The sequence below is a fragment of the Bradyrhizobium sp. AZCC 2262 genome (assembly GCF_036924535.1).
Classification (GTDB): Bacteria; Pseudomonadota; Alphaproteobacteria; order Rhizobiales; family Xanthobacteraceae; genus Bradyrhizobium.
This window is the reverse complement of the sequence record NZ_JAZHRT010000001.1, coordinates 712,398-737,366: the sequence shown is the minus strand read 5'-3', so window position 1 is coordinate 737,366 and position 24,969 is coordinate 712,398. Positions and strand designations below refer to the sequence as shown.

The window sequence follows — 24,969 nt, the reverse complement described above, 5'->3', positions numbered from 1 at the left end:
CAGTTTCTTATACCCGTTCTTGGATCACGACTTCCGCAATCTGTCGAAGATTTTGAAAATATAGCGTTCTCGGATCCAGGCGCCGTCCTGTCCGCTTCCTGACCATCGCCGCCACTTTCACCGCCAGCAGGGAATGACCGCCCAATTCGAAAAAATTATCATCTGCGCTGACGTTTCTCACCTTAAGCAGATCTCGCCAGATATCCGCGATCAGTTCCTCTATGCCGGGGGCAGGCGCAACATATTCTCCGGTCAGTTGGGTTCGATTTGCGAAAGGATCCGGCAGCGCCTTTGCGTTGATCTTTCCGTTCGGCGTCAAGGGGACTTCGTCGATGGCAACGATGAGGGCAGGAACCATGTAATCGGGAAGGTAAAGCCGAAGATGATTTCGGAGTTCACTGACAGTTGCCTCCTCGCCCGTATACACGACGTAGGCGACCAGGCGACTATCCTCCGGACTTAACTCGCGCGCCACAACGACAGCCTGGGCCACAGAGGGGTGTTGTCGCAGGATCGCCTCGATCTCTCCGACTTCGATACGAAAGCCGCGAACCTTCACTTGGCTGTCAATCCGGCCAAGATGATAAAGTAGACCGTTGGCGCCCCATTTCCCGAGGTCGCCAGTCCTATAAAGGCGCCCGCCCCCGTTTGGCGCAAAGCGGTCGCGTAAGAACCGATCCGCCGTCGCCTCTGGCCGGCCGTGATAGCCGCTCGCTACGCCATCGCCTGCAATCACGATTTCGCCGGGAATCCCGATCGGCGACAACTCGCCTTCATGATCGGTAACGTAGATACGCGTATTTTCAATTGGCCGCCCGATCGAGATTGGGGCCTTGCCCGGCTCAATTCGCGCGGCAGCCGACCAGATCGTGGTCTCCGTCGGCCCATACAAGTTCCAGAGTTCAGCAACGCGGGCGAGCACTGCATCGGAGAGGTCGCGAGAAAGCGCTTCACCACCGCACAAGGCGCGGAGATTGGTGTTCCCCTTCCAGCCGCCCTCTATAAGCATCCGCCAGGTCGCCGGAGTCGCCTGAAGGACTGTCGCTCCACTTCCGTCGAGCAGACGCGAGAGCGCAGCCGCGTTAGAGGCTGTTTCCTTGGACACCAGCTCGATGCGCGCACCGACGCTTAACGGCAAATAGAGCTCCAGGCCCGCAATATCGAACGAGATGGTCGTCACCGCGGCCAGCACGTCCTGGCTACTCAGCCCGGGACTTCGCGACATCGACAGCAGGAAATTCGAAAGCGAGCGATGCTGGACCGCGACCCCCTTCGGCTGACCGGTCGATCCCGATGTGTAGATGATGTACGCAATGTCCGACGGAGAGGCTCCTCCATCGATATTGCCCTGGCTCGACGCGTTTGAGGCCGCCACCAGAGCCGCGGAATCGAATACATGAAGACCGGTCGGCGGCGTCAACAGGTCCTTGGAATCCGCATCGGTCACCAGCGCGCAGACGCTGCTGTCTTCCAGCATATACGAAAGCCGCTTGGCCGGAAAAGACGGGTCAAGGGGGACGTAGTAGGCGCCGGCCTTCTGGATCCCGAGCAGCATCGCGACGAGATCAATCGATCGCTTCACGCAAATCGCAACGCCGGTGTTGGGTCGTACGCCCATTTCACGAAGATTTCGCGCAACTGTGTTGGCAGAAGCATTGAGGGCGGCATAGCTGATCGTCTGATCCTCAAACGATATGGCTGGCGCTTCCGGATGCCGAGCCGCCTGTTGTTCGAACATGCTTACGAACAACGGCCGGTCGATGTCGTCCGTCCGGGTAGCATTCCAGTCGTTCAATAGCAATCGACGCTCGTCTAGCGGTAACATCGGCACCGCTGCGATAGTGAGCGTTGGATCGTCGGCTATGCTTTCCAGGATTTGAAGGTATTGAGCCGCAAAGCGCTCAATGGTTGCTCGCTCGAACAGGTCCGTATTGTACTCGAAGGTTACCGTATTGGACAGCTGAGCGTCCACCGACACACTCAATTCGAACTGCGCGCCGCCCCTGTCAATAACCACCGGCTCCCATTTCAGATCATCGAACGAGACGCCATAAAATGGCGCGTTCAACATGTTGAACATGACCTGTGCAAGCGGCGCTCGGCTGTTGTCGCGCGCCTGCTTGATATCCTGAACCAGCTTGTCGAATGGAACATCCTGGTTCGCGTACGCGTCCAGGGCAGTGGCACGGACGCGCTTCAGAAAATCGAGAAAGCCGGGTTTTCCCGACAAATCGATTCGCAGTGCCAGCGTGTTCACAAAGGTGCCGACCATGTTCTCGACATCGCTCTGGGTACGATTTGCGATCGGCGCGCCGATCGCAAAGTCATCCTGTCCCGTCAAACGATACAGTTGCAGAGCGAAAGCCGCCAGCATCGTCATGAAAAGGGTGCATCCCTCGCGGCGGCTCAATTGGTCGAGCCTGGACAGCAGGGACGGCGTGATCGATGTCAGGTGGCTGGCGCCATTCAATCCCCGCACCCGTGGCCGGGGAAAATCCGTTGGAAACTCCAGCGATGGCAATTCCCTGAGCTTCTCGGTCCAGTACGACAGCTGGTTCTCTGTCCGGCTGTCATTGAGATATCGGCGCTGCCATAACGCATAGTCCCGGTAGTGGATCCTGATTGGTTCCAGGCTGACGGGTTGTCCGGCACGCAGCGCATTGTAGGCAGCAGCCAACTCGCGGCCGAAGATTCCTACCGACCATTGATCGCCTGAAATGTGATGCAGGGTTATCTGGAGAAGATGCTCCTCGGCCGCGATTCGGAGAAGCGATACACGCAGAACCGGCCCGCGTCCCAGGTCAATCGGCGTCCGCGCATCGGCTTTGGCTCTCTGCTGCGCCTCCTTCGATGCGCCGTCACCAAATGATCGCAGATCGGTAACGACCAGTTCCTGAGATCGCCAAGCATTAACCTGCTGCTTCACCTCGCCATCCACTTCGGAGAACGTGCTGCGCAGGTTTTCATGTCGTCGACGCAACTCGTTGAGGGCTTCGGAGAATGCGCGTACATCGAGCGGGCCAAGGAGACGTATCGCGCCGCTCAGGTTGTAGGCAGTGTTGTTCGGATCGAGCGACTGGATAAGCCACATTCGCTGTTGCGAGTAGGAAAGTGCCGGTTCACGTTCATCGGGAACAGGCTCGGTCAGCGGCGCAATCGCGGTTCGTTTATTCCCGCCAGGAGCACTGTCGGCGCGCCGGCGCGGATTCTGCAAGATTCGGTCTTCAATGAGCGGGGCAATGGCGATTGGCGGATTCTTGCTGAGAGCGTCGTCCACCCGCCGGCCCAGGCTCTCCAGAGTTCGCGCGTCGAAGATCACATGCAACGGAAGCTCGAGGCCAAAAGTACGGGATATCCGTGAGGCGACCTGCGTCGCAAGCAGCGAATGCCCGCCAAGATCAAAGAAGTCATCAAATCTGCCGAAATGATCCGCTCTCAAGACTTCGCGCCATATCGCGTGCAAGGCCTGTTCGGTGGCGCCTTGCGGCGATGTATCGACCCCAGCGGCACCCGCGCCTCCGGGCCGACCCATGGCGACCAGAGCCCGTCGATCTGGTTTCCCGTCCGCCGTGAGCGGCATGGCAGCGATGGGCACGAACACCGCCGGGACCATCTGATCGAACAGGGTGAGCGACAATTCCCGTCGAATGACCTCGATATCTGCCGGGGCCTGGTTGCCGGATGGAGCAAGCTTTGGGGCGTCTTCAGTAAAGTAGGCTACCAGTTGCGGCCGGGACTCAGGATCCTCGCATACAACTACTGCCGCTTCTCGTATCCCCGGAATGCGAGTTAGCTTCAGCTCGATCTCATTCAATTCAATGCAAGCGCCCCGGATCTTGACCTGAAGGTCATTGCGACCGAGATATTCTACTGCGCCGTCAGAGCGCCATCGGCCGAGATCCCCGGTCTTGTGGAGTTTCGCGTCCGGATCATCCTGGTTGAACGGCGAGGGAATGAACCTTTGCGCGGTGAGTTCCGGTTGCCGCAGGTACCCACGCGCGAGGCCGACACCCCCGATATGGATTTCGCCAACGGCGCCGACGGGCACCGGCTGCATGAGTGGATCGAGGATATAGATTTGGGTGTTGGCGACTGGTCGTCCGATCGGCGCCCGCCCGGCCGAATCGTCGGGAAGGCAGGTCCAGTGGGTGACGTCGATCGCCACTTCCGTCGGTCCACATAGATTGTAGAGCCGCGTCCCTGGCAGTCGCGCAAGGCATCGACTCGCCAGCGCGGGCGACAGCTCTTCGCCGCTACAGAAAATTCGACGCAAGGATTTGCATTCCTCGATACCCTCGAAATCGAGGAATGCCGGAAGCATGGATGGAAAAAAGTGGATCGTGGTGACGCCGATTTCGAGAATTAGCCGCTTTAGGTAGGCTGGGTCGAGTTGCTCCCGCGGTCGAGCAACGGCCAATCTCGCGCCTGCCATCAAGGGCCAAAGGACCTCCCGCACGGACCCATCAAATCCCAAGGGAGTTTTTTGCAGGACGCAGTCGTCACTCGTTAAGCGGTATTCATCCTGCATCCATTGCAGTCGACTCACAATGCCGCGGTGCTCATGCATCGCGCCTTTTGGGACGCCCGTGAAACTCGACGTATAATCGACATAGGCCAGGCAACGAGGTGTTAGCCCTGGCGCTTCGGCGTCGAGATTCGTCCCGGCAAAACGCGCAATAGCGTCTTCCTCGAGATCGAGCACGATAAGCTTGCTCTGCGTGTCGGGAAGCCGCGCTCGCACCCGATCCTCGGTCAGTATGACCAAGGGGTCAACGTCGCCCAGTATCGACGCAACCCGACCTTTCGGAAGCGCCAGATCGATTGGAACGCAGGCTCCTCCCGCCTTCATGATGCCGAGCAGGGCCACAACCATATTGACCGATATCTCAAGACAAACAGCAACCAGCGTCTCGGGCCCCACGCCGTTGGCCCTCAGGCAACGAGCCAGCTTGTTGGCACGGACGTTCAAATCTGCATATGTCAGCGTCGCCTTGTCGAAATGGACGGCAATCGCTTCCGGATTCGCTTTGACCTGTTCCTCGAACAGTTGATGAATTAATTTGTCCGTCGGATAGTCTTTTCCGACGGCATTGAACTCCACCAATATTTTCGTTCGCTCTGCCGTGGATATAATATCGGCACGGCTGCAAATCGTATCCGGTCTTGCGACGCATTGGCTCAGCAGGGCGGAAAACCGCTGTTGATGCTCCTCCAGTTCATTCGGGGTGTATTTGGCGGCATTTGCGACAATGTCGATGCGATGGCCGCAAGACGCGCTACCCCCATAGTAAACAAATTGAATGTCCTCTACGCGCCAGTTGCCCAAGGGCGAGCGTCGAATAGCAAATTCGGAGAACCTGATGCCCTCGTCCAGCGGTATGTAGTTTGCGAATGCACAGTAGATATCGGGATCATTTGGAGCCAACCCGAAATCGCGCCGCAGGTCTTCCGTCCGATAAAGTTGATGACGGAAAGCGTCGCGCAACTTGCGCGCTGTCCGGCGCAACAGACTATCGAAGCTTTCGTTCGGATCGATCGACAATCGTAGCGGAACAATATTGGCTGCCAATCCGGCTGCGCGCCGTGGACGATCTCCAATTCTGGCGGCGACTTGCATCCCCAACACGAGATCCCGGGCTCCCGTCATCCGGCATAGGTACAGCGCTGCTCCCGCTATTATTACGGCAGCGCCGCTTGAGCCGTAGGTACGCCCGAATGACTCCAAATCGATCGCGCGGGGAATCCAGCCCGAAATTTGAACAACACTCGGACTCGGAGCGACGGCCCGCGTTGATAGCGTTACGGCTTCCGGACGGTCCTTGAGAATGTTCGACCAGTAGTCTCGGTCCCGAAAAAAATGTTCGGATTGACGATAGTTTCGTTCCGCCTCGAGAAGATATTCGTGCGAGGGGACACTTTCAGAATCTGCCAGACGACCGCCTGCCAGGTCACTGTAGAGCTCGGCGACCCGACGAAGCACTATCAGCCACCCAAAACCGTCGTTCACGATGTGATGGTTGACAGCATACCAGAAGTAGCAATCGGCGCTGACCCGAAGAAGCGCGAAACGAAACAGAGGTCCTTCAGCCAGATTAAATGCGCGGGTCATATCCACGCGCATCCACGCCGCGGCCGCTGCGCGAGGATCGGCATCCGCACTCAGATCAAGGAACGGCATGACCCAGTCGTCGTCATCGCCGTAATACTGTCGAGGTCCGTCGTCGGTTTCGAGCACGCGGAGATGCAGGGCGTCCGCTTCCTTCACTGCTCGTCGCAAAGCCTGCTCAAAAAACTTTTCGTCAATCGGCCCGCAAATTTCAATGCATTCGCCGATATTAAACGCCGGGTCATGCGGATCAAGCATCTGAGCGAGCCAAATGCTGATTTGGCCCTGGCTCAAAAGCCGAAGCTCGGAATTGTAATGCAAGATCGACTTCCTGCCCGTTCCGTTGCTATTTCTAGCCGCTAAAGCTTGCAGTTGCGGCCTGATTCCGCGATACCATAATCTTCAAATCAATAAAACGCATTAATGCGCCTATTAATAGATTCGAGCACTCTGGCACGGAACCGGGCGCTCGCCAGTGCAGAGAACACCTTGTGTATATAGCCTTTCGAGAGCTCCCAGATGTGTCGATTTGCCGCCACCGCAAGAGCGATTCTGTTAACCATCGGTAGGTCGCGGACAACAGGGGGACAAGCGTTAACTTTCCCTCAACGCTAGTTGTTCCCGTCCGGACGCACTTGCTATTCGGGAGCTTTAAATGGTCGGCGTGAGGAGGGCCTTCGTATGGGCCACGGCCGGACGCTACGTGGTGATGGTAATCAATCTCTTCGTGACTATCGCGATCGCGCGGCTGATTGCGCCGGCCGCTTTTGGCGTCGCGGTTCTGGGCAGTTCGGTCTACGCGATTGCAGAAGCCTTACGTGAGCTTGGCGGGGGCGCCTATCTTATTCAGCAAAACGAACTGAGCCTTGAAAAAATACGGACAAGCATCACAACCAGCCTGCTTGTCTCGATCATAATCGCGCTTCTACTCTACCTCGGCGCGGGTACCCTCGCACGTTTTTACGGCCTCCCGGAAGTAGAGCATTATATACAGGTCGTCGCCCTCGGATATGTCCTGGGGCCGTTCATTTTCCCGATCTTCGCATTGATGAGTCGTGAGATGGCCTTTGGCTCTCACGCACTGGTAACCGTATCGATGTCGTTTGCTGGCGCACTGACAAGCATTGGGCTCGCGGCACTGGATTTCGGCTACATGTCACTTGCATGGGCAAGCGTGGCATCTGCCATTGTAGGAAGCTGCCTCTGCTTTGCCTTTCGCTCGGACCATTCAATCTATCGCTTGTCGTTGAGCGAATGGCGCGGCGTAATCGGCTTCGGCACTTTCGACAGCGCGACGGCGTTGATCGCCGCTTTAGGTGAGTACGCGCCTTATCTGGTTCTCGGAAAAGTGTTGGATCCTGCCAGTGTCGGGATCGCGCAGCGTGCCGTTCTGCTATCTCTTTTTCCTGAACGCGTAATACTCGCTGGCATAGGCGCGGTTGCTCTGCCCGCATTTGCCCGGAGCGTGCGTGAAAACTCGGACACAAAACGCGTTTATCTGATCGCTATAGAATTCATCACTGCCGTGCAGTGGCCGTGCCTAATCCTGTTGGGCGCGCTCGCTACTCCTCTGGTCAGCGGATTACTTGGACGACAATGGCTTGATGTGGCGCCGCTCGTACGGATCTTGTGCCTTGCCGCGGCTTTCTCATTTCCCTGGGCCCTGCAGTACCCTGTTCTCGTGGCAGTCGGCGCGGTCAAGTTCCTGCCTCGCCTGGTTGCGTCGCAGGCCCTACTGAACACTTTGGCAGTCGGCTTTGCGGCGCAATACGGACTGGTCGCCGTCGCATCGAGCCTGGTTGTAACCGTGCCGCTAAACGCATTTGCGGCCGTTCTACTGGTTCGCCGACACCTTGGGTTCCGCTGGTTCGAATTCATCAAGGCGCTCCGCAAGAGTGCTGGCCTCTCATTCCTGAGTGGCCTCGGCCCAATCGCCGTGATTTTGGTTGCGGGCGGGCCGGGCAATTTGTCGATTAAAGGCGCGTTGATCGCTCTGTTTCTTTCGGCAGTCGGGTGGGGCTGCGGCCTATGGCTCATCCGTCATCCGCTTCGTCATGAGCTGGTTCGCGCGGTCAAGGTGTTGCGGAGGACGCTTGGTGTGGCATGACCTGCTCCTCGACCCTCATTCGGCTGCGATTAAACTCGCGGACAATGTTATGCCGGGCGCAGGGTGAATCACGTTCGATCGGCAAAGCCGTTAGGGTTACGCGGCCAGTTCGGCCCATGGTTCGTGGGACGAGATAGTCCATCGCCTCGGCCGGCGCCGAACTGGATAATGGCTCGCCGGGACTGCACGGGCCTGGTCTGGACCTCGAAAGCAAAAACCAATGCCACGCTATTGCTTTCGTTCTCCCTGCGGCATGATACGATAGCCTTTCCTTTCCCGCTGCCCAGGAAGGGTTTTGATGTTTGCTAGATAATTTTTTGATGCCGCTGGATAATTTTCGAGGCGCCGATGTTCGAATTTCTGCAAAGTGCAACCCTTTCTTTCATTCCAAAGAAGGTCGTATTGGTCAGTCTGATCCTGTTTGGGTTCCGACTGGTCTTGCTGACAGCGCTGGAGAAACGGGACCCGGCGCACTTTGTGCCGTACCGGAAGGTTCTGCCAAAAGACATCCTCGCCATGCTAGTTTTCGCTTTTGGCGTGGTGCCGACCGCAGAATTCATTGACCGTTGGATTATGCATCCGCCAACGCTGCCGCACTGGGTGCTGGAGTGGCCGCTGACGATCCGTATCGCGCTCTATCTCGTGTTGGCTGATCTAGGCCATTATTGGGTGCATAGGCTGCTGCACACACGCCATTTGTGGCGGGCGCACAAGTGGCATCACTCTCCAACTTACATGTACTGGCTGGCCGGCGTGCGCGGTTCCGTCGTCCAAATGACGTTGGCCAACTTGCCCTATATCGCAGCCGGAGCGCTTCTCGAATTTTCTCCGTGGTGGATTTTCTGGGCCATCTTACTGAAAAATACCTTCGAAAATGACTTCATGCATCTCAACACCTGGTGGGGCAATCGATGGCTGGAGTGGATAATCGTAACTCCACGGTATCACCATATTCATCACAGCGATAATCCAGAGCACTACAACAATAATCTCGCTGTACTTTTCCCCATCTGGGACCACCTATTCGGCACCTACATTGACCCCGAGAAGGTCGGCAGGAATCTGGTTTTTGGTATTGGCGAATCTGTTCCTGCGGTCCGTCTTGTCATCGGCCTGTGAAGACAAAACGCGGCGAAGATGCCATCGGAAAACCGCTGGAAATTGCGATGCAGAGAAGCATCTGAAGCCGCTATGACGGGCTGGCGAGATCAGGCTGGCTCGATCAGGCCCCGTGCGGGTGCGGTTGAGTATTCAGCGGTGCTGCAATCCTGGCAGCCAAGTTCTCGATCGCCAGCTGCTCTTCCGAAAGCCGCTTTTCGATGAACCGGCGCTCAAAATCCGCAAGACTGGTTTCCAGCAGCCCGCGGTAGCGTTGAACGTTATTGCGATGGGTTCGTAACCGAACCAAATGTTCCCGAATGATCATTTTATACCTAAAATAATATAACGTTGAGGAAGTCTAAAAACGTAGCGTGTCGCCCCTGTGACCGGCTGTCAATGCCGACGGCAAATTCCTCATTTCGCCTCTGGCGCGGCTACATGCGATGACCAAATTCGATTGGCTGAACCGACCGCCGCCGGAGCGCGTCGATAGTTTCCAGCAGATTGTCCCGACGTGCTCTCAGTTCTCTGGCAAGGGCGGGGTATCCCGGGCGGGCAGGATCGCTGACTCCGGCTTCCTGTTCTCTGGCGGCAATATCTGCGTTAAGGAGATCAACGATCCGGGAGAGATCGGCAATCAAGATGGTTACTTGGGTTGCCTCCCGCACGGCGTTGACACTCCCAAGATGGCGCTGGTGTTTCATATTGTGACGTCCAAATGGTCGAGTTTGGCACACCTTGAAAACTTGGCGGCCTATAGACGGTGCATAGCAATACCCACGCCAAGATCCCGAACCGGAGAAACCAACACCGGACTTTCTCCGGCGTGAGCCGGCGGGCTGTCTCGCTCGTGCCGCACTTCAAGGCCGCCCCCACGCCGTTTGCTTCATGGCTTCGGTGCTTCCAACCCGTGGCTCGTAGTCACCGCCGTCTTCTGCCGGGTCGCCCAGCCATCCAACCCCCTCCCCCTGGTCAATCATGGAATCGAGCCAGCCGATAAGGCGTTCTATTTCGCCCCTGGCGGCCTTGCGGGCCCGTCCCAGCGCTTGAAAGAACTCCTCGGGGAAATCAATCCGAGGGTAGATTGGCTAATCCTGGGGCTCCGCACCGCGCGGGAACATAGGGTGTGTCGATTGTCATGACTGCACCGCAAGGTTTCGGGGCCATGCATAGCGGTCGCAATCGGTCGAGCAAGGCGTCCAGTGTGCCGCTAGCTCTCGAAAGCCAAGCCGAGGAAATCGCCTTCACGCCAAATCAGGCGGCATTTTCGGACGGCGCGAAAATTATCGAAGGTCAGGTCGAAGCTGGTCGGCAGCACGGACAAATCGTGCGTTCGAATTCCTGCGCCACGATTCGTCACATCGGTGACATCGCAGGCGCGGACCCCGAGTTGGCCCTTGAAGAAAAGCAGAGCGCCTTTCTCGATGCGCGTCCGGCCAACTAATCGCCGATCGTTATTAGGACCCGGTGCCATCCCGACCCTGCTGGTTGTCTACAAACTCTTTATACCGCCAGCGACGCCCGTCATGTCGGCGCCACACGCGCCCGCGCACCAGGCGGCCGGCAATTGATCGCCTCGGAATGATCACGGTCCAGAGGTGCCAAAATTCCGCCCCTGCAGGCTTTGAGCTCCACGTCTCCGGGTGATTGTTCACGGTCGTCATGCGATGCCAGTCCTGAAAGAGCACGTTTCGCTGTTCGCCTGATCGGACATCAATGCAGGTATTGAAGTCGCCGAGCATGGAGCGGTGGGATATGCCCCGCGTCCGGCGACTGCAGGTTATTGGCTCAGAGGTCCAGAGCAACGAAATTCGCCCGTTAGTATTGATGCCGCGGCTGGAGGTTAAAGCTGGAACCGCTGGTGGCGGCCACCGCGGGATGACGCGGCACCGGTACATGGGATGTCCGCCCCAGCCTATCCCCCCGCCGGCTGGCGCCGTTGTTTGAGAACGATCCCGAAGGCGTCGCCTTCGAGCAGCCGGTCCGTGGGACGAAACCGTTTTCCGGAGCCGACGAAACCACCCTGAAACAAAGGGCTGGGTATCCTCATCTCCAACAAGCAGGGGATGGCCAAAATGCAGTTTTTCTTCGAATTGATTTGGAACCAGTCACGTAGCAGTTACCTCGCCGCAATGGGTCAGCGGGAGGTCGAGCAATGATGGAGGCAACAGCAGGTATTCTCACGCTCATTAGCGTTGTGATCTTCGCCGCTCACGCGCTGGACGCGTATCGCACCCATTAGTCGCAGGCTAGAGATGGCCCGACGCATCAAGGGAGTAGCATCATGCACAGCCGCCCCGAAATCAGGTCCATTAAAGCAGCAGCCGTGAGCAGAGGCACATGGAAACAGCGCGTTTTGGTAGCCTGCTATCTGACCGCAGCCGCCGTCGCGATGCTCGGCTGGCTCTCCGCGTTCAGCTGGGCCGCAGCTGAGGTTGCGAAACTGGTACTTGCTTGATCAGTTCAGATATTGGACGAACTGCACAGACTTGAATGCTGCGCAGCCAATCATCCCCCAGAGAGCAAAGTTTATTTGTAGTGCGTTCGCCATCGCGTCTGTCCTCTTTTGATTTCTGAGACTCAGGAACGCTGCCCACCAGTCAACGATTGGCGAAGAAGATTGGGGCCGATTTAAGGTTGTGCACTGCATCATCACAGTTATCGAAAAACCCGCCAGCGTCAGAAACGCGCTGCACTCTCGAACTGTTGCCGTGACAGCCCAAAGCAACCGCTCACATGAGCGAGTGATAGCCACCGACATATGATAAGGTCGCCTTAGTGGCGACCCCGGCTATCGCGAACTTCGTAACGCTGGGCTGAAAGCAAGGAAATGCCTCGTTTGCGCCCAAAATGTGCCGCACGGCGAGTCTGCACTTTGCAGGCCTTTTGCGGAGCCGTTGAATGCGTATGAAGTTGAATGCGTATGAAGCAGCCAAGAAACCAGCGTAGCCTCCCGCGGGACCAGCTCTTCCAAAAAATGTCGGAAGTGATTTCTCTGCGAGAGAAGGTAGCGCAAGCCGAACTCGTGGCACGCGTCCTTAGCCCGCCTGTCGTCGAGCGCGAGAAAATGGTAGAGCCGCCGCAAAAGGCGATGCGGCGATAAACAAATCGGCTGCAGAGAGGCCGCCTGATGGCGGTCACAGACGATTGACAAAAATCCTCGCCGTTGGCGGGGACTTTTGATTCAGTGGTGCATGCTTCGCATACCCTCGACGTAACAACCGCTCGATAAACGCCAACCTTGATCGGCGGTGTGAACCGCCGCAAGAGCTTACTTCGCCGCGAGGGACGGAGCCTGAACCGCTTCCAAATATCCGTTGCGGGTCTGCGGGATTTTTGTGTCGAGAATCCTGGATGCCACCAGCGTCCTCAGCACCTGTGCCGTGCCGCCGGCAATTGTGAACATGCGGGCATCCCGAACCATCCGTTCGAGCGGATAGTCCCGCGAGTAGCCCCTGGCGCCGAACAGTTGGAGCGCCTGGTTCGTGACCGTATTGGCCGTCTCGGAAGCGATGATCTTCGCCTGCGCCGCGAGAAGAGGATCCGGAAAAGGATCCGCGCTAAGCGCTGCCTGATGAAGCGACAGCCTCGCCGCATTGAGCGCGACCGCCATGTCGGCCAGCATCCACTGCAGGCCCTGGAATTCGGCGATAGGGCGACCGAACTGCTTGCGTTCTTTCACGAAGGCCATGGCCTTCTCAAACGCACCCTGCGCGAGCCCGAGCGCGACTGTACCGGCCCCGACCCGCTGGCTGTTGTATGCGTCGATAAGGTCCGCAAAGCCGCGCCGAAGCCCGCGCGGCGGCAGCACCAGCATATCGTCCTGAACTTCCAGGTTTTCGAAGATGATCTCTGTTTCAGGGATGCCGCGGAGCCCCATTGCGGGTTCGCGTTTGCCGACGGTCAGGCCGGGCGTCCCCTTGAGTGCGAGGAATCCGCCGATCCCCTGCTCCTCACCTCGCTCATCGAATACCCGGGCGAAGATCAGGTGGAGTTTGGAAACCCCGCCGCCCGTGATCCAGTGCTTCTTGCCTCGGATGACATACGTGTTGCCGTGCTTGTCCGCACGCGTCGTCATCTCGGTCGCGGCCGATCCGGCTTCCGGCTCGGTGATGCAGATCGCCGGCTTGTCGCCCGAAAGAACGAGATCAGCTCCCATCCGCTTCTGCTTCTCGGTGCCATACTGCATGACCGCGGAGATGGCGCCCATGTTGGCTTCAACCGTAATGCGTCCCGTCGCCCCGCATACCCGCGCCATTTCCTCGATGATCAGGGCGGCCTCGAAATAACTTCCTCCCCGACCGCCGTAGGATGTCGGAATTGTATAGCCCATGAAGCCCGCGGCCTTCAGAGCAGCCACGTTGTCGAAAGGGTAGGCTTCGGTTCGATCGATCTCCGCCGCCTTCGGCGCGAATTCGGTTTCGGCCAATTCACGCGCAGCGCTGCGGAGCTTGGTTTGCTCGGGCGTTAGTTTCATATCCATTGCAATCATCCTCCGCCGAAAACGGCGCGATCTTTTCGATCATTCGGCTCCGAAGTGCTCCAAAACGCAACCAAATAATTTATGATCCCGACGTTCAAGTCTGGAGACCTTCGAGATGTCCAATTCGAAAACCCCGCTTGTCGATCGCTTCGGTCCCGACGCTGCGGATGTGGAATTCGGCGGCGACGCCCCACCCCTTCTCCGTCAGTTGGCGGCTCGCGGCTCGGTACGAAAATTCCGGTCCGATATCATTCCGGATCGGACCTTGCGGCGGCTATGTGCGCTGGCGCTATGCGCTCCGACCAAAAGCGATCTCCAGCAGCGCGACATCATCATCATCGACTCGCCGTCCCTGAAATCCCAGATCGGAGCGCTCCTCGCCGACGGCCCGTTAGGCCAGAAATGGCTTGCAGGCGTTCCGAACCTTCTCATCTTCTGCGGCAACAATCGACGACAGCGCCGAATCCACGCATTGCGCGACAGGCATTTCGCCAACGATCACCTCGATGCCTTCTTCAACGCCGCGGTCGATGCGGCGATTGCCTTGTCCGCGTTCGTGATCGCGGCCGAAGCCGAAGGCCTTGGCGTCTGTCCGGTTAGCGCGGTCCGCAATCACTCCGACGCGCTGTCACGGCTCCTGAAACTTCCCGACCATGTTTTCCCGGTAGCCGGCCTCGCCGTGGGATATCCTGCAGAGGCGCCGAAACTCAGCATGCGGCTTCCGCTGTCCGTGACCGTGCATCACAACGCATTTCTCGAAGACGGCCTCGATGATGCCATCGAGGCCTATGATCGGCGCCGCGAGGCGGCCCAGCCTTACGCGGCTCAGCGCTATGTCAGGGAGTTCGGATTGGCCGATACCTATGGCTGGTCGGAAGATAAGGCACGGCAATATGCCCGCCCCGAGCGCGCGGATTTTGGCGCCTATGCGAGGCGCATCGGCTTCAGGCTGGACTGATCGGTTCGAACGATCCCGCGCTGCCAACCGGGCGGACCGTCAGTTGAACAGATGAATCAGCCCGATGCTGATCGCGAGCAGGAGCATCAGCGACAGCGTCACGGCCGCCGTCACTTTGCCGCCGACGGTGGCGAGAACGCGCACGTCGACGCCGAGGCCGAGCGCCGCCATCGACACGACCGTGAGGAAGCCGGTGACCGCAGTCAGCGGGCCGGCCACCGTTGCGGGCACGATATCGAGCGAGCGCAGAACGGAAAGCGCGAGAAAGCCGAGGATGAACCAGGGCACGAGCCGGAAGAAGCCGACCGTTGTCTTGCCGCGCACGCCGCCAGGCAGACGCGGGGCGAGCAACGAAAGCCCCACCACGATCGGTCCCAGCATCAATACGCGCATCAATTTCACCAGCGTGCCGATCTGCGTGCTCACGAGCCCCGCCGGCACCGTTGCGGCAAGCACTTGCGGGACGGCGTAGACCGTGAGGCCGGCAAGAATTCCGTATTGCGTCGCGGATAATTGCAATAGCGGAATCAGCAGCGGCAGCCCCAACACCATCATCACGCCGAGTATCGCGGTAAAGGAGATCGAGGACGCGATGTCGTCGCTATCGGCGCCGATGACCGGCGCGACCGCTGCAATCGCCGAATTGCCGCAGATGGAATTGCCGCAGGCGATCAGGATCGCGAGCCGCGTCGACAGGCCGAGCATGCGGCTGATACCGAAGCTCAGAGCCAAAGTCACGACCACAGTCGCGGCAATCGCGCCGAGCAAGGCAGCGCCGGACGCTGCGATCGCGGCAAAGCTGATGGACGCGCCGAGCAGCATCACGGCCACCTCGAGCAGCTGCTTGGCGCTGAAGGCGATGCCGGCCTGCCAGCGCTCGGGCGGATTCCAGAAGCTGCGCACGGCCATGCCGAGCAGGATCGCCAGTACCAGCGCCTCCACATAGGGATGCGCGAACAGGTGCCGTTCCGCGGCTTCGAGCGCTGCCGAGACGCCGGCGACGACGATGCAAAGCAGCACGCCAGGAATGAGCGCTGCAAGACGGGTCATGCTGGTAGCCGGCCCATTTCCTGGGGCGGAAAATTCCTCGTCCTGCGGCACTAATTTCTCCCGGGGAGAAAAATCTATGCGTCAGATGGCGATAGTTAGGTAATATCTTTTCGATCTGGCTCGATAAAGGGAAGCTATGTCCTTGAACCTGCACTTGCTGCGCCTGTTCACGACGGTGGTGAGAACCGGGAGCTTCTCGCGCGCAGCCGACGCCCTTCATATCAGCCAGCCGGCGATCTCGAAGGGGGTGCGGGATTTCGAGCTTCAGGTCGGCTGCCGCCTGCTCGACCGGACGCCGAAGGGCGTGCGGCCGACACGGGAGGGAAAGGCGCTGGTGCGGCACGCGGAAACGCTGTTTGCGGCCGAGCGCGCGGCGGAGGACGAGTTATTGTCGCTGCGCAATCTCGACAGCGGATCGCTGCGCATCGGCGCATCCACCACGATCGCGACCTACATGATATCGGACTATCTCGGGACGTTTCACCGAAACTATCCCGGGATCGATCTGCATCTCGTGATCGCCAATACCAGGGACATCGCCGACCTCATGCTGGCGCATGACATCGAGATCGCACTGGTCGAAGGTCCGGTCGAAGATGATGAGCTCGAGAGCCATGCCTGGCGCACCGACGTGATGAGCCTGATCGTCGATGCGCGGCACCGCTTCGCGGCGACCGAGCGTGGGATCGACGGCGCGGCGCTTTGCGATGAAGTCCTGATTGTGCGCGAGCCCGGTTCCGGATCCCGCGAGGTGGTGGCGCAGGCGCTGGCCGCCAAGGGCATCGAACCCAGGCGCACACTGGAGATCGGCAGCACCGAGGCAATCAAGCAGGCGGTCGCCGCCGGCCTCGGCGTCGCCATCGTCTCCAGCGCCACGATTTCCGATCAGGTCACGCTTGGCCGGCTGAAGGTCGTGCCAATGCGCGACCTGCAGATCGAGCGCACGCTGTGGCAATTGAAGGTACCCGGGCGAATAGAAATCCCTGCAGCGACCGCGTTCGAGCGGATGATCTGGCAGGACAAGCGCGTTGCGGAAGTGGCCTAGAAGATCGCGGCCTTGACGAGCGCCGCAACGCGGCTGAATTCGTCAAAGACGCCCGGATCGAAGAAGACAGCGCGGGCAATCACGATGGCACCAACCAGCGACCAGAACAGGGCTGTGCCCGTCCACAACAGATATTTGGACGCGCGCGAACGCTGCCCTGCTTCCCCTTCGGGCGCCAGGCGCTCGCCAAACGGCTCGTATCTCAAGCGTTCCATTGCGCGGCCAGTTCCTTGATTTGCAAGGCAAATGTCGTCGTTTCCGACCGACGGGGCAATGGAAGCGATTTGCTTTTTCAAACCATGGAATGGAAGCGTATTTCCGTAGAGAGCGATTACGGAACGGCTTTCTTCTTCAGGCCCGCGAAAGCAGGAGCGGCGTGAAATCGCCGATCACTTGCCCCTTGGGAGCGGCTCTTCACCTGTCGACGGATCGGCATTCAGCCGTGATACGCAAACAACTCGATTGGGTCGTTGAAGCCGCGCACCGGATATTCCCCGACGCGTTCGAGATCGAAATCGCTTTCGACGCACTCGGCGAACGCGCGGGAGAGCAGCACCGTTCTCCCCAATTGTTTGGTGAGGGTTTCGAGACGGGAAGCCATGTTGACCGCAGGACCGATGACGGTGAAGTCGAGCCGGGTGCGCGACCCGATATTGCCGTACATGACGTCTCCGACATGGACGCCGATGCCGTAATTCAGCGGCGCACGTCCGGTTTCACCGTTCTTTTCGTTCAGGGTAGCCACGGCCTGACGGGCTTCGGCCACGGCATGCAGCAGATTTGCGCAGGCCGATGGCTGGCTGAGCGGAAAAATGGCGAGCAGACCGTCGCCGATGAATTTCAGTATTTCCCCGCCATGCCGCGCAATCGGCTCCGACATCGCGTCGAAATAGCCGTTCAGAAGATCGATGACGTCATCGCGCGGCCAGTTGTCGGAGATCCGGGTGAAATCACGCAGATCGCAGATCATGATGGCGGCGCGTACCGTCGTCCCGCTTCCGCGCCTGGTGGCGCCGGCCAGAATGAGCTCGCTGGCGTGCGACCCGACATAGGTTTCGAGCAGCGTTCGCGCCAGCCGGTTCTTCATGCGGATTTCGCTGACCAGTGCGAGAGTCGGCAACAGTTTCAACAGGCCTGCGATATGCGCGTCGTCGAAACCTCCCGGCTGGTCGGTTGCAAAGGTCACGATGTGCCGCTTGCCTAGCGTATGGTACACTGGCCACGCCACATAGTCGGTCAGGCCTTTCGCCCGCATCTCGTCATAGACGGCGTGCTTGCGGCCCAGCGAGGGATCGCGTTCGAGATTCTCGCGCACCTCGGTTGCCCCGTCATGGATTTCATTGGCGGGACTATCGATGTATTCGGATCGCTCCCTGACATCGTAGTCTACCCTCGCAAGCTCGGCCTCGCGCATCCCGTCGGACCACATGATCCGGGCGCCAAGCCATTGCGGATGGTAGATCAGAAGATGAAGCGTCGCCCGCTTGACGGGAATGCCCGCGCGCTGAAGCCGGACGCACAGCTCGGCGAAAATATTGTCAATGAAGCGCTCATCGCGCGTCTCGTTTGTCAGCCAGTGCACGACGTCACTGTCAGAATGCGCGGTGACCGGATCGATTTTTGGCGGCGCGTTCATATCTTGCTCCTGGGCAGTGACCTGGACGGTACAGGATATGTCGTGTCCCCGCTCGACGGCGTCAACCTTCGGACGCCTCTGCACCTCTTTTTGGCCGGCACCACTGCCGCCTGAGCGTCCACAGTGAGGGCTTTGATATCGCTGGATTTCCGCGCCAGCAGGAACCACCTCGAATATTACAAGCTTGCGGAGATTGGTCTTTCCAGGATCATCCGGCAAGAAGACGCGACAATGCCTGGCTGACATCAGGTAGGCGTGGTGGATCGGCCCCAGCGCGCCCGCATGTGACGGCCGCGCAAGTCGCCGCAAACGACAACGCCCGGCCAAGCTCCTCGGAATTCAAATGCGCCAGCGTTCCGCGCCTGATCCGTCCGATCGCTCGCAAAGCGAACAACAGGGCGGCCTGAAAGCTGTCGCCTGCCCCGATCGAATCCACCACGTCGACGACGGGCGCCTCGACCTCGACCAGACCCGCCTCCCGGTGCCACGCCCGAGCTCCCTTGATCCCGCGCGTGACGACGACAAGACTCGTTCCAGCCGCAATGAGCGACCTCGCCCTTTCGCCGTGGTCGCTCCGGCCATAGAGAAATTCAAAATCGACATCCGACATCCGCACGATGTCGGCGGCGGCGGCAAATGCATTCATCTGATCGACGTAGCGCGCCTTGTGGCTGACCAGGTTGGGCCGGCAATTCGGATCGAAGGAGATGGTGGTCGAACCGCCCGCGTCTTCGATCATCGCCAGCGCCTGGGTTGCGCCCGTGTCGTTGGCAAGCGTGGTCGAGCCGACATGGATTGCTTCAATCTGATCGAAGGGGATGGAGCCGCGCTGGTAGCTCCAGTTTCGGGACGCCGTTGCCTCGTCATAGAACGCATAGTGCGGCTCACCGCCGACGTGGCGGACAAACGCGAGAGTCGTCTGATGCGCACTGCGCGTCGCATAGCGAAGGTCGACCTGGGAGGCCGACGCGTGGTCGGCAATCATGCGGCCAAAGAGATCGGTCGAGATACCGCCCACAAACCCCGCCGGCGCACCCAGGCGCGCCATGCCGACAGCGATGTTGAGACAGGAACCCCCGACAACCGGCACCGCCGCGTCACGTCCATCCGCGGACTTGACCGGCAGGAAATCGACCAGGGCATCTCCACAACTCAGCAGCATGGCTCTAGTTCTTCGTATCAAGTCCGGCGATCGATGCGATCTCCTGCATCGCATTGCGGCTGTCTCGTTCGAGCTTTCGCATCATTCCGTGAACTCGCCGCTTTGTCCGATGGAAATCGGTCAATCCCGGTGGCGTCAGTTCGCTCAGCCGGCCAATCGCCGACATTGAAGCCATTGCTTCGCCGATTGATCCGCAAGACTTCGCCGCGACCGCGCCCAGCATGGCAGCCCCGAGCAGCACGGGCTCCTGCGTTTCGGGGACCGCAACGGTCAGGCCGGTCGTATCCGCCATGATCTGGCGAACCAGCGGACTTCGTCCCGCGCCACCGCTGATCACCATCATGTCGCTGTCCACGCCGTGCGATCGAAAAGCCTCGACGACGTCGGCAAGACCGTAGGCAAGCCCGCACAGCCCGGCCACGAACAGCCGCTCCATCGAGCCGATATCGACGTCGAGATCCATGCCTGCAACCACCGCGCGGGAATAGGGATCGGCGAAGGGCGACCGGTTGCCGAGAAACTCCGGCAGAACGTGGATATCGCGGGCCAGCAACGCCGCCTCACCCAGGCTCGGCGCGCATGAGACGATGCGCCGTTCGAGAAATTCAAGAACTTCCATGCCGGCCGAATGCGCGGTCGCGACGGCCTCGTTATAGGCGGGATGGGACCTGATGAGGTGATCGATGGCCGCACCGGCGGCGGACTGTCCGCCCTCGTTGAGCCAGAACCCGGGCACCATGCCCGAATAGTAAGGACCCCAGACGCCCGGGACGAAGCAAGCCTTTGGCGTTGTCGCCATGATGCAGGCCGAGGTTCCCATGATGTAGGCAAGACGACGGCACACATCGACTGACTCATCCGACTTCGCGCGCCCGCCGATCGTGCCTACACCGCCGGCGTGCGCGTCAATCAACGACGCGGCAACCGGCGTGCCTTCGAGGAGGCCGAAATCGTGTGCCGCTGATTTCGTCAGGCCGGCACCCAGCGGCGTGCCGGACGCGACGATCTCCGTTCCGATTTTCGCGTATTGGTCGGAGACCAGGTCGCCAAGACCAACGCGCTCGAAATAACCGCGGCTCCAGCGCCGATCGTGGGCGAGATAATTCCATTTGCAGACGACGGTGCATATCGATCGCGTCGTCGATCCGGTGGCGCGAAACGAGAGATAGTCGGCAAGGTCGAAGAAATGACCCGCCGACCGATAGGTCGACGGCAGGTGCCGCTTCAGCCAAAGCAGTTTTGGAACTTCCATTTCCGGCGAGATCGAGCCGCCGACATAGCGGAGCACCTCGTCCTGCGTCTCGTTCACCTCGCGCGCTTCGACCATCGCGCGATGATCCATCCAGACGATGACGTTCCTTCGCCCGTCGCCGGAGCTGCTTACCGTCAGCGGATGGCCACCAGTGTCGAGCACCACGAGCGAGCAAGTCGCGTCAAAACCCAGGCCCTTGACCGCGGAAGGCGGAATGGATGCCTCCCCCATCGCGGCGCGAACCGAAGCGGCGCATGCTGACCAGATCTCGGACGACGACTGTTCGACGACGCCGCCCGCTTCGTGCCATAGCGTGATCGGATGCCGGGCGGTCGCCAGCAAGGTTCCGTTCTCGTCAAATATTCCGGCGCGAGCGCTCGACGTCCCGACGTCGATGCCGATGAAGGCCTGCTGCATTGCAACCCCACTGCAGATCAGCGCCAGTTCACCAGCACGTATAACCTCCGTCAACAAGAACAACGCTCCCGGTCATCAGGCTGGCGGCGTCGGACGCCAGAAACAGGACGACGGACGCGATTTCGTCGACCTCTCCCATCCGGGCCATCGGCGTACCGCCGATCCAGGCATCGTACATCCGCGGGTTGCTTTTGACGAACGCGTTGAGGGGGGTGGTGATATAAGTCGGCGCCACGGCGTTGACGCGGACGCCGCGCGCCCCCCACTCGGCCGCCAGCGATTTGGTCAGATGGTGCACCGCGGCCTTGGAGGCGTTGTAGTAGCACTGCTCCTGCGGTTTGTTGACGATGAAGCCGGACATCGACCCGATGTTCACGATGGAACCGGACTTCGCGTCCAGCATATGCTTGCCGAAGGCGCGGCAGCACCAGAACGTGCCGTTGAGATTGACGTCGATGACGTTGAGCCAATGTTCGTCGGCTACCTTCTCGGCCGGTGTCTCGCTCCGCGCAATGCCGGCATTGTTGACCAGGATATCGACCCGGCCGAAGCGAGATGTCAGCTGATCGGCGACCTCGGAAACGCGCGTTGGGTCCGTCACATCCATGATCGCGATCTCGGCATCCAGGCCCTTCGCTTTCAGGCTCGCGCATCCGGCAGCGGCAAGCTGGGAATCGCGATCCGCGATGACGACCTTCGCTCCCGCCTCCGCTAGGGCTTCCGCGCAGGCCAGTCCGATTCCCTGACCGCCCCCGGTTACCACGGCTGTCTTCTGGTCCAGTTTGAATTTTTCCAGATACATCTTCTTGTTGGTCCTGTTTTCCTATCGCGGCGCAGCGCGCCGTCCGCTCATGTCCTGATCACCGCGCCGTCCTTGTCGAAACGGTGCAGCCGGGTTGGATCGGGCGAAAGCCATACGCGGTCGCCGGCCTTGAGATTGAATTCTCCGATGCAGCGCGCCGTCAGCAGACCAAGCTTGCCGGCGTCGACATAGAGGAAGGTGTCGCTGCCGAGATGCTCGGCGACCGACACGGTACCGGGCCAGCCCTCTCCCTCCTTGCCGATCTTCAGATGCTCGGGCCTGATGCCGAGGGTAGCGACGCCGGCCTCGCCGGCCGCCTCGCCGGACACAAAATTCATCTTCGGCGAGCCGATGAAACCGGCGACGAAAAGATTCGCCGGCCGCTCGTAGAGCTCCAGCGGCGAGCCGTATTGTTCGATATGGCCGGCGTTCAGCACGACGATCTTGTCGGCCATCGTCATGGCCTCGACCTGGTCATGGGTGACATAGATGGCGGTGGTCGCAAGCTGCTTCTGCAATTTGGTGACTTCCAGCCGCATCTGGACGCGGAGCGCCGCGTCGAGATTCGACAAGGGCTCGTCGAACAGAAACGCCTTCGGCTCGCGCACGATCGCGCGCCCGATCGCGACGCGCTGGCGCTGTCCGCCGGAGAGCTCGCGCGGCTTGCGATCGAGATAGGGAGTAAGATTCAGCGTGGCGGCGGCCGCCTCCACCTTGCGGTCGATATCCGGGCGCGGCAGGCCGGCCATCTTCAGGCCGAACGCGATGTTGCCGCGGACGCTCATATGCGGATAGAGCGCATAGGATTGGAACACCATCGACAGGCCCCGCTTGGCCGGCGGCACATCCACCACGTTCTTGCCATCGATCAGGATTTGCCCGCCGGTGACATCCTCCAGTCCGGCGATCAGGCGCAAGAGCGTCGTCTTCCCGCAGCCGGACGGCCCGACGAACACCACGAAGGAGCCGTCCTCGATATCCAGATTGGCATCCTTGATGATGTTGACCGGCCCGAACGACTTCCGGACTCCCTGCAGCGTGATCTGGCCCATGATCTCTGTTCCCTTGCTATTTGACCGCGCCGAAGGTCAGTCCGCGGACAAGCTGACGCTGCGTGAACCATCCGAGGATGATGATCGGCGCAATGGCGAGCGTCGAGGCGGCCGACAGCTTTGCCCAGAACAGGCCCTCGGGACTCGAATAGGATGCGATGAACGTTGTGAGCGGTGCTGCCTCCAGCGTCGAAAGATTCAGCGTCCAGAACGCCTCGTTCCACGCCAGGATGAAATTAAGCAGCAGCGTCGAGGCGAGGCCTGGGACAGCCATCGGCGTCAGAACATAGACGAGTTCGCGCCCGATGGTCGCCCCATCCATCCGCGCCGCTTCGAGAATGTCTTTCGGGATTTCCTTGAAGTAAGTGAAGAGCATCCAGATCACGATCGGCAGATTGCCGAGACAAAGAATCATCACCAGACCGGCGCGAGTATCGAGCAGCCCAAAATCGCGGAAGATCAGATAGATCGGAACCAGCACACCGACCGACGGCATCATCTTGGTCGAGAGCATCCAGAGCAGGACGTCCTTGGTGCGCTTGGTCGGCGCGAACGCCATCGACCACGCCGCGGGTATTGCGATGATCATCGCAATCAACGTCGAGCCACCGGCAATGATGATCGAATTGAGCGCATGATGCACGTAGTCACTGCGCTCCTGCACCGTGGTGTAGTTCTCGGTGGTCCAGTGAAACAGCAGGAATTTTGGCGGCATCGAGAACGCCTCGAGCTCGGTCTTGAAGCTCGTCAACACCATCCACAGGATCGGCAGGAAAATCAGAAACCCGAACAACCACGCCGCCGCCGTGGACACCCATACGCGTCTCGCCGTCACCTTGCGTGCCATCGCTTACGCCTCCAGATTCCGCCCGACGATCCGCACCAGGAAGAAGGCCACGATATTGGCGATCACGACCGCGACCAGTCCACCAGCCGAGGCGTTGCCGACGTCGTACTGGACCAGCGCCTGTTGGTAGATCAGGAATGCGATATTGGTGGTCGCCAGGCCGGGGCCGCCGCCGGTCGTGACAAATATCTCGGCGAACACGGTCAGCAGGAAGATCGTTTCGATCAGGATGACCACGGTGATCGGCCGCGCGAGATGCGGCAAGGTGAGATAGATGAAGGTCGAAACCGCGCTCGCGCCGTCCATCTCGGCGGCTTCCTTCTGCTCTTCGTCCTGCGACTGCAGCGCCGTCAGCAAGATGAGGGTCGCAAACGGCAGCCATTGCCAGGCCACGATCAGGATCACCGCCAACAAAGGCACATCGTTGAACCAGTCGATCGGCGTTGCGCCCACGAGCGTCGCGATCCAGGCGAACAGTCCGGAGACCGGATGCATCAAGAGGTTCTTCCAGACCAGCGCGCTCACGGTCGGCATCACGAAGAACGGCGCGATCACCATCAAGCGGACGACGCTGCGCCCGACCACCTGCTGATCGAGCAGCAGCGCCAGCGGCGTGCCAAGCAGGATGGTGATGGCGAGCACTGATCCGACCAGCACCAGCGTGTTCCGCAGTGCGGTCAGAAAAGCGGGGTCGGTGAGAAAATATCGAAAGTTCTCCAGCCCCACAAAACTCCAGGTTTCCGCGTCGAGCAGGCTGTAGTGCAGCGTCGAAAAATAGATCGTCATTGCCAGCGGGACGATCATCCAGATGAACAGCAATGCGACGGCCGGCGTCAGCAGAGCCCTACCGAGGACCTGGGTTTGCTCCGTCGCCATCGCCGCCTCCTGCTATCTCTTGAAGGGAGATGTGGCTGCCGTCCGTGCTTCGGCCGGTCGGCAGCCAAGATTGGC

18 protein-coding genes are annotated in these 24,969 nt (G+C 59.8%); 6 read left to right on the top strand and 12 right to left on the bottom strand.

Annotated features, from left to right (window positions below; translation table 11 throughout):
• Window positions 1–7 precede the first annotated feature (7 nt).
• Window positions 8–6,427 (bottom strand): amino acid adenylation domain-containing protein, encoded by a 6,420-nt coding sequence (locus V1283_RS03435; protein ID WP_334385038.1) that lies wholly within the window; start codon window positions 6,425–6,427, stop codon window positions 8–10.
• Window positions 6,428–6,761: 334 nt separating this feature from the next.
• Here V1283_RS03435 and V1283_RS03430 point away from each other — a divergent pair, with 334 nt between their 5' ends.
• Both V1283_RS03430 and V1283_RS03425 read left to right on the top strand, forming a co-directional pair.
• Window positions 6,762–8,213, top strand: coding sequence for an oligosaccharide flippase family protein (locus V1283_RS03430; RefSeq protein WP_334385037.1), 1,452 nt, complete (start codon window positions 6,762–6,764; stop codon window positions 8,211–8,213).
• A 348-nt stretch (window positions 8,214–8,561) separates the two neighbouring features.
• Entirely contained in the window at window positions 8,562–9,332 is a 771-nt protein-coding gene (locus V1283_RS03425) for a sterol desaturase family protein (protein WP_334385036.1), read from the top strand.
• Between the two features lie 103 nt (window positions 9,333–9,435).
• On the opposite strand, the gene V1283_RS03420 is transcribed toward V1283_RS03425, so the two are convergent.
• Complete coding sequence (locus V1283_RS03420; protein WP_334385035.1) at window positions 9,436–9,639, bottom strand: hypothetical protein; 204 nt, start codon at window positions 9,637–9,639, stop codon at window positions 9,436–9,438.
• Between the two features lie 118 nt (window positions 9,640–9,757).
• On the opposite strand from V1283_RS03420, the gene V1283_RS03415 reads away from it, so the two are divergent.
• Complete coding sequence (locus V1283_RS03415; protein WP_334385034.1) at window positions 9,758–10,144, top strand: hypothetical protein; 387 nt, start codon at window positions 9,758–9,760, stop codon at window positions 10,142–10,144.
• A 296-nt stretch (window positions 10,145–10,440) separates the two neighbouring features.
• The gene (locus tag V1283_RS03410; protein ID WP_334385033.1) at window positions 10,441–10,758 is read left to right on the top strand and encodes a hypothetical protein; all 318 of its coding nucleotides are present in this window, start codon (window positions 10,441–10,443) and stop codon (window positions 10,756–10,758) included.
• A 1,827-nt stretch (window positions 10,759–12,585) separates the two neighbouring features.
• On the opposite strand, the gene acdA is transcribed toward V1283_RS03410, so the two are convergent.
• On the bottom strand, window positions 12,586–13,797 hold the full coding sequence (gene acdA / locus V1283_RS03405; protein ID WP_334385032.1) for a 3-sulfinopropanoyl-CoA desulfinase: 1,212 nt from the start codon (window positions 13,795–13,797) through the stop codon (window positions 12,586–12,588).
• 115 nt (window positions 13,798–13,912) lie between these two features.
• On the opposite strand from acdA, the gene V1283_RS03400 reads away from it, so the two are divergent.
• A complete protein-coding gene (locus tag V1283_RS03400; RefSeq protein WP_334385031.1) occupies window positions 13,913–14,755 on the top strand; it encodes a nitroreductase family protein in 843 nt (280 codons plus the stop codon).
• Window positions 14,756–14,794: 39 nt separating this feature from the next.
• Here V1283_RS03400 and V1283_RS03395 read toward each other — a convergent pair whose 3' ends face one another.
• Complete coding sequence (locus tag V1283_RS03395; RefSeq protein ID WP_334385030.1) at window positions 14,795–15,805, bottom strand: YeiH family protein; 1,011 nt, start codon at window positions 15,803–15,805, stop codon at window positions 14,795–14,797.
• A gap of 136 nt (window positions 15,806–15,941) precedes the next feature.
• On the opposite strand from V1283_RS03395, the gene V1283_RS03390 reads away from it, so the two are divergent.
• Window positions 15,942–16,850, top strand: coding sequence for a LysR family transcriptional regulator (locus V1283_RS03390; RefSeq protein ID WP_334385029.1), 909 nt, complete (start codon window positions 15,942–15,944; stop codon window positions 16,848–16,850).
• On the opposite strand, the gene V1283_RS03385 is transcribed toward V1283_RS03390, so the two are convergent.
• From V1283_RS03385 to V1283_RS03350, 8 genes are all read right to left on the bottom strand, one after another.
• Window positions 16,847–17,065, bottom strand: coding sequence for a hypothetical protein (locus V1283_RS03385; RefSeq protein ID WP_334385028.1), 219 nt, complete (start codon window positions 17,063–17,065; stop codon window positions 16,847–16,849). The two genes, V1283_RS03390 and V1283_RS03385, sit on opposite strands and share 4 nt — an antisense overlap.
• 221 nt (window positions 17,066–17,286) lie before the next feature.
• Window positions 17,287–18,486 (bottom strand): adenylate/guanylate cyclase domain-containing protein, encoded by a 1,200-nt coding sequence (locus V1283_RS03380; protein ID WP_334385027.1) that lies wholly within the window; start codon window positions 18,484–18,486, stop codon window positions 17,287–17,289.
• Window positions 18,487–18,694: 208 nt separating this feature from the next.
• On the bottom strand, window positions 18,695–19,648 hold the full coding sequence (locus V1283_RS03375) for a carbohydrate kinase family protein (RefSeq protein WP_334385026.1): 954 nt from the start codon (window positions 19,646–19,648) through the stop codon (window positions 18,695–18,697).
• A gap of 4 nt (window positions 19,649–19,652) precedes the next feature.
• Complete coding sequence (locus V1283_RS03370; protein WP_334392941.1) at window positions 19,653–21,317, bottom strand: FGGY-family carbohydrate kinase; 1,665 nt, start codon at window positions 21,315–21,317, stop codon at window positions 19,653–19,655.
• A gap of 28 nt (window positions 21,318–21,345) precedes the next feature.
• Window positions 21,346–22,119 (bottom strand): SDR family NAD(P)-dependent oxidoreductase, encoded by a 774-nt coding sequence (locus V1283_RS03365; RefSeq protein WP_334385025.1) that lies wholly within the window; start codon window positions 22,117–22,119, stop codon window positions 21,346–21,348.
• A gap of 47 nt (window positions 22,120–22,166) precedes the next feature.
• Entirely contained in the window at window positions 22,167–23,171 is a 1,005-nt protein-coding gene (locus tag V1283_RS03360) for an ABC transporter ATP-binding protein (RefSeq protein WP_334385024.1), read from the bottom strand.
• A 16-nt stretch (window positions 23,172–23,187) separates the two neighbouring features.
• Window positions 23,188–24,018 (bottom strand): carbohydrate ABC transporter permease, encoded by an 831-nt coding sequence (locus V1283_RS03355; protein ID WP_334385023.1) that lies wholly within the window; start codon window positions 24,016–24,018, stop codon window positions 23,188–23,190.
• 3 nt (window positions 24,019–24,021) lie between these two features.
• Window positions 24,022–24,894: a carbohydrate ABC transporter permease gene (locus V1283_RS03350; RefSeq protein ID WP_334385022.1), complete on the bottom strand. Its 873-nt coding sequence runs from the start codon at window positions 24,892–24,894 to the stop codon at window positions 24,022–24,024.
• Between the last annotated feature and the right edge of the window lie 75 nt (window positions 24,895–24,969).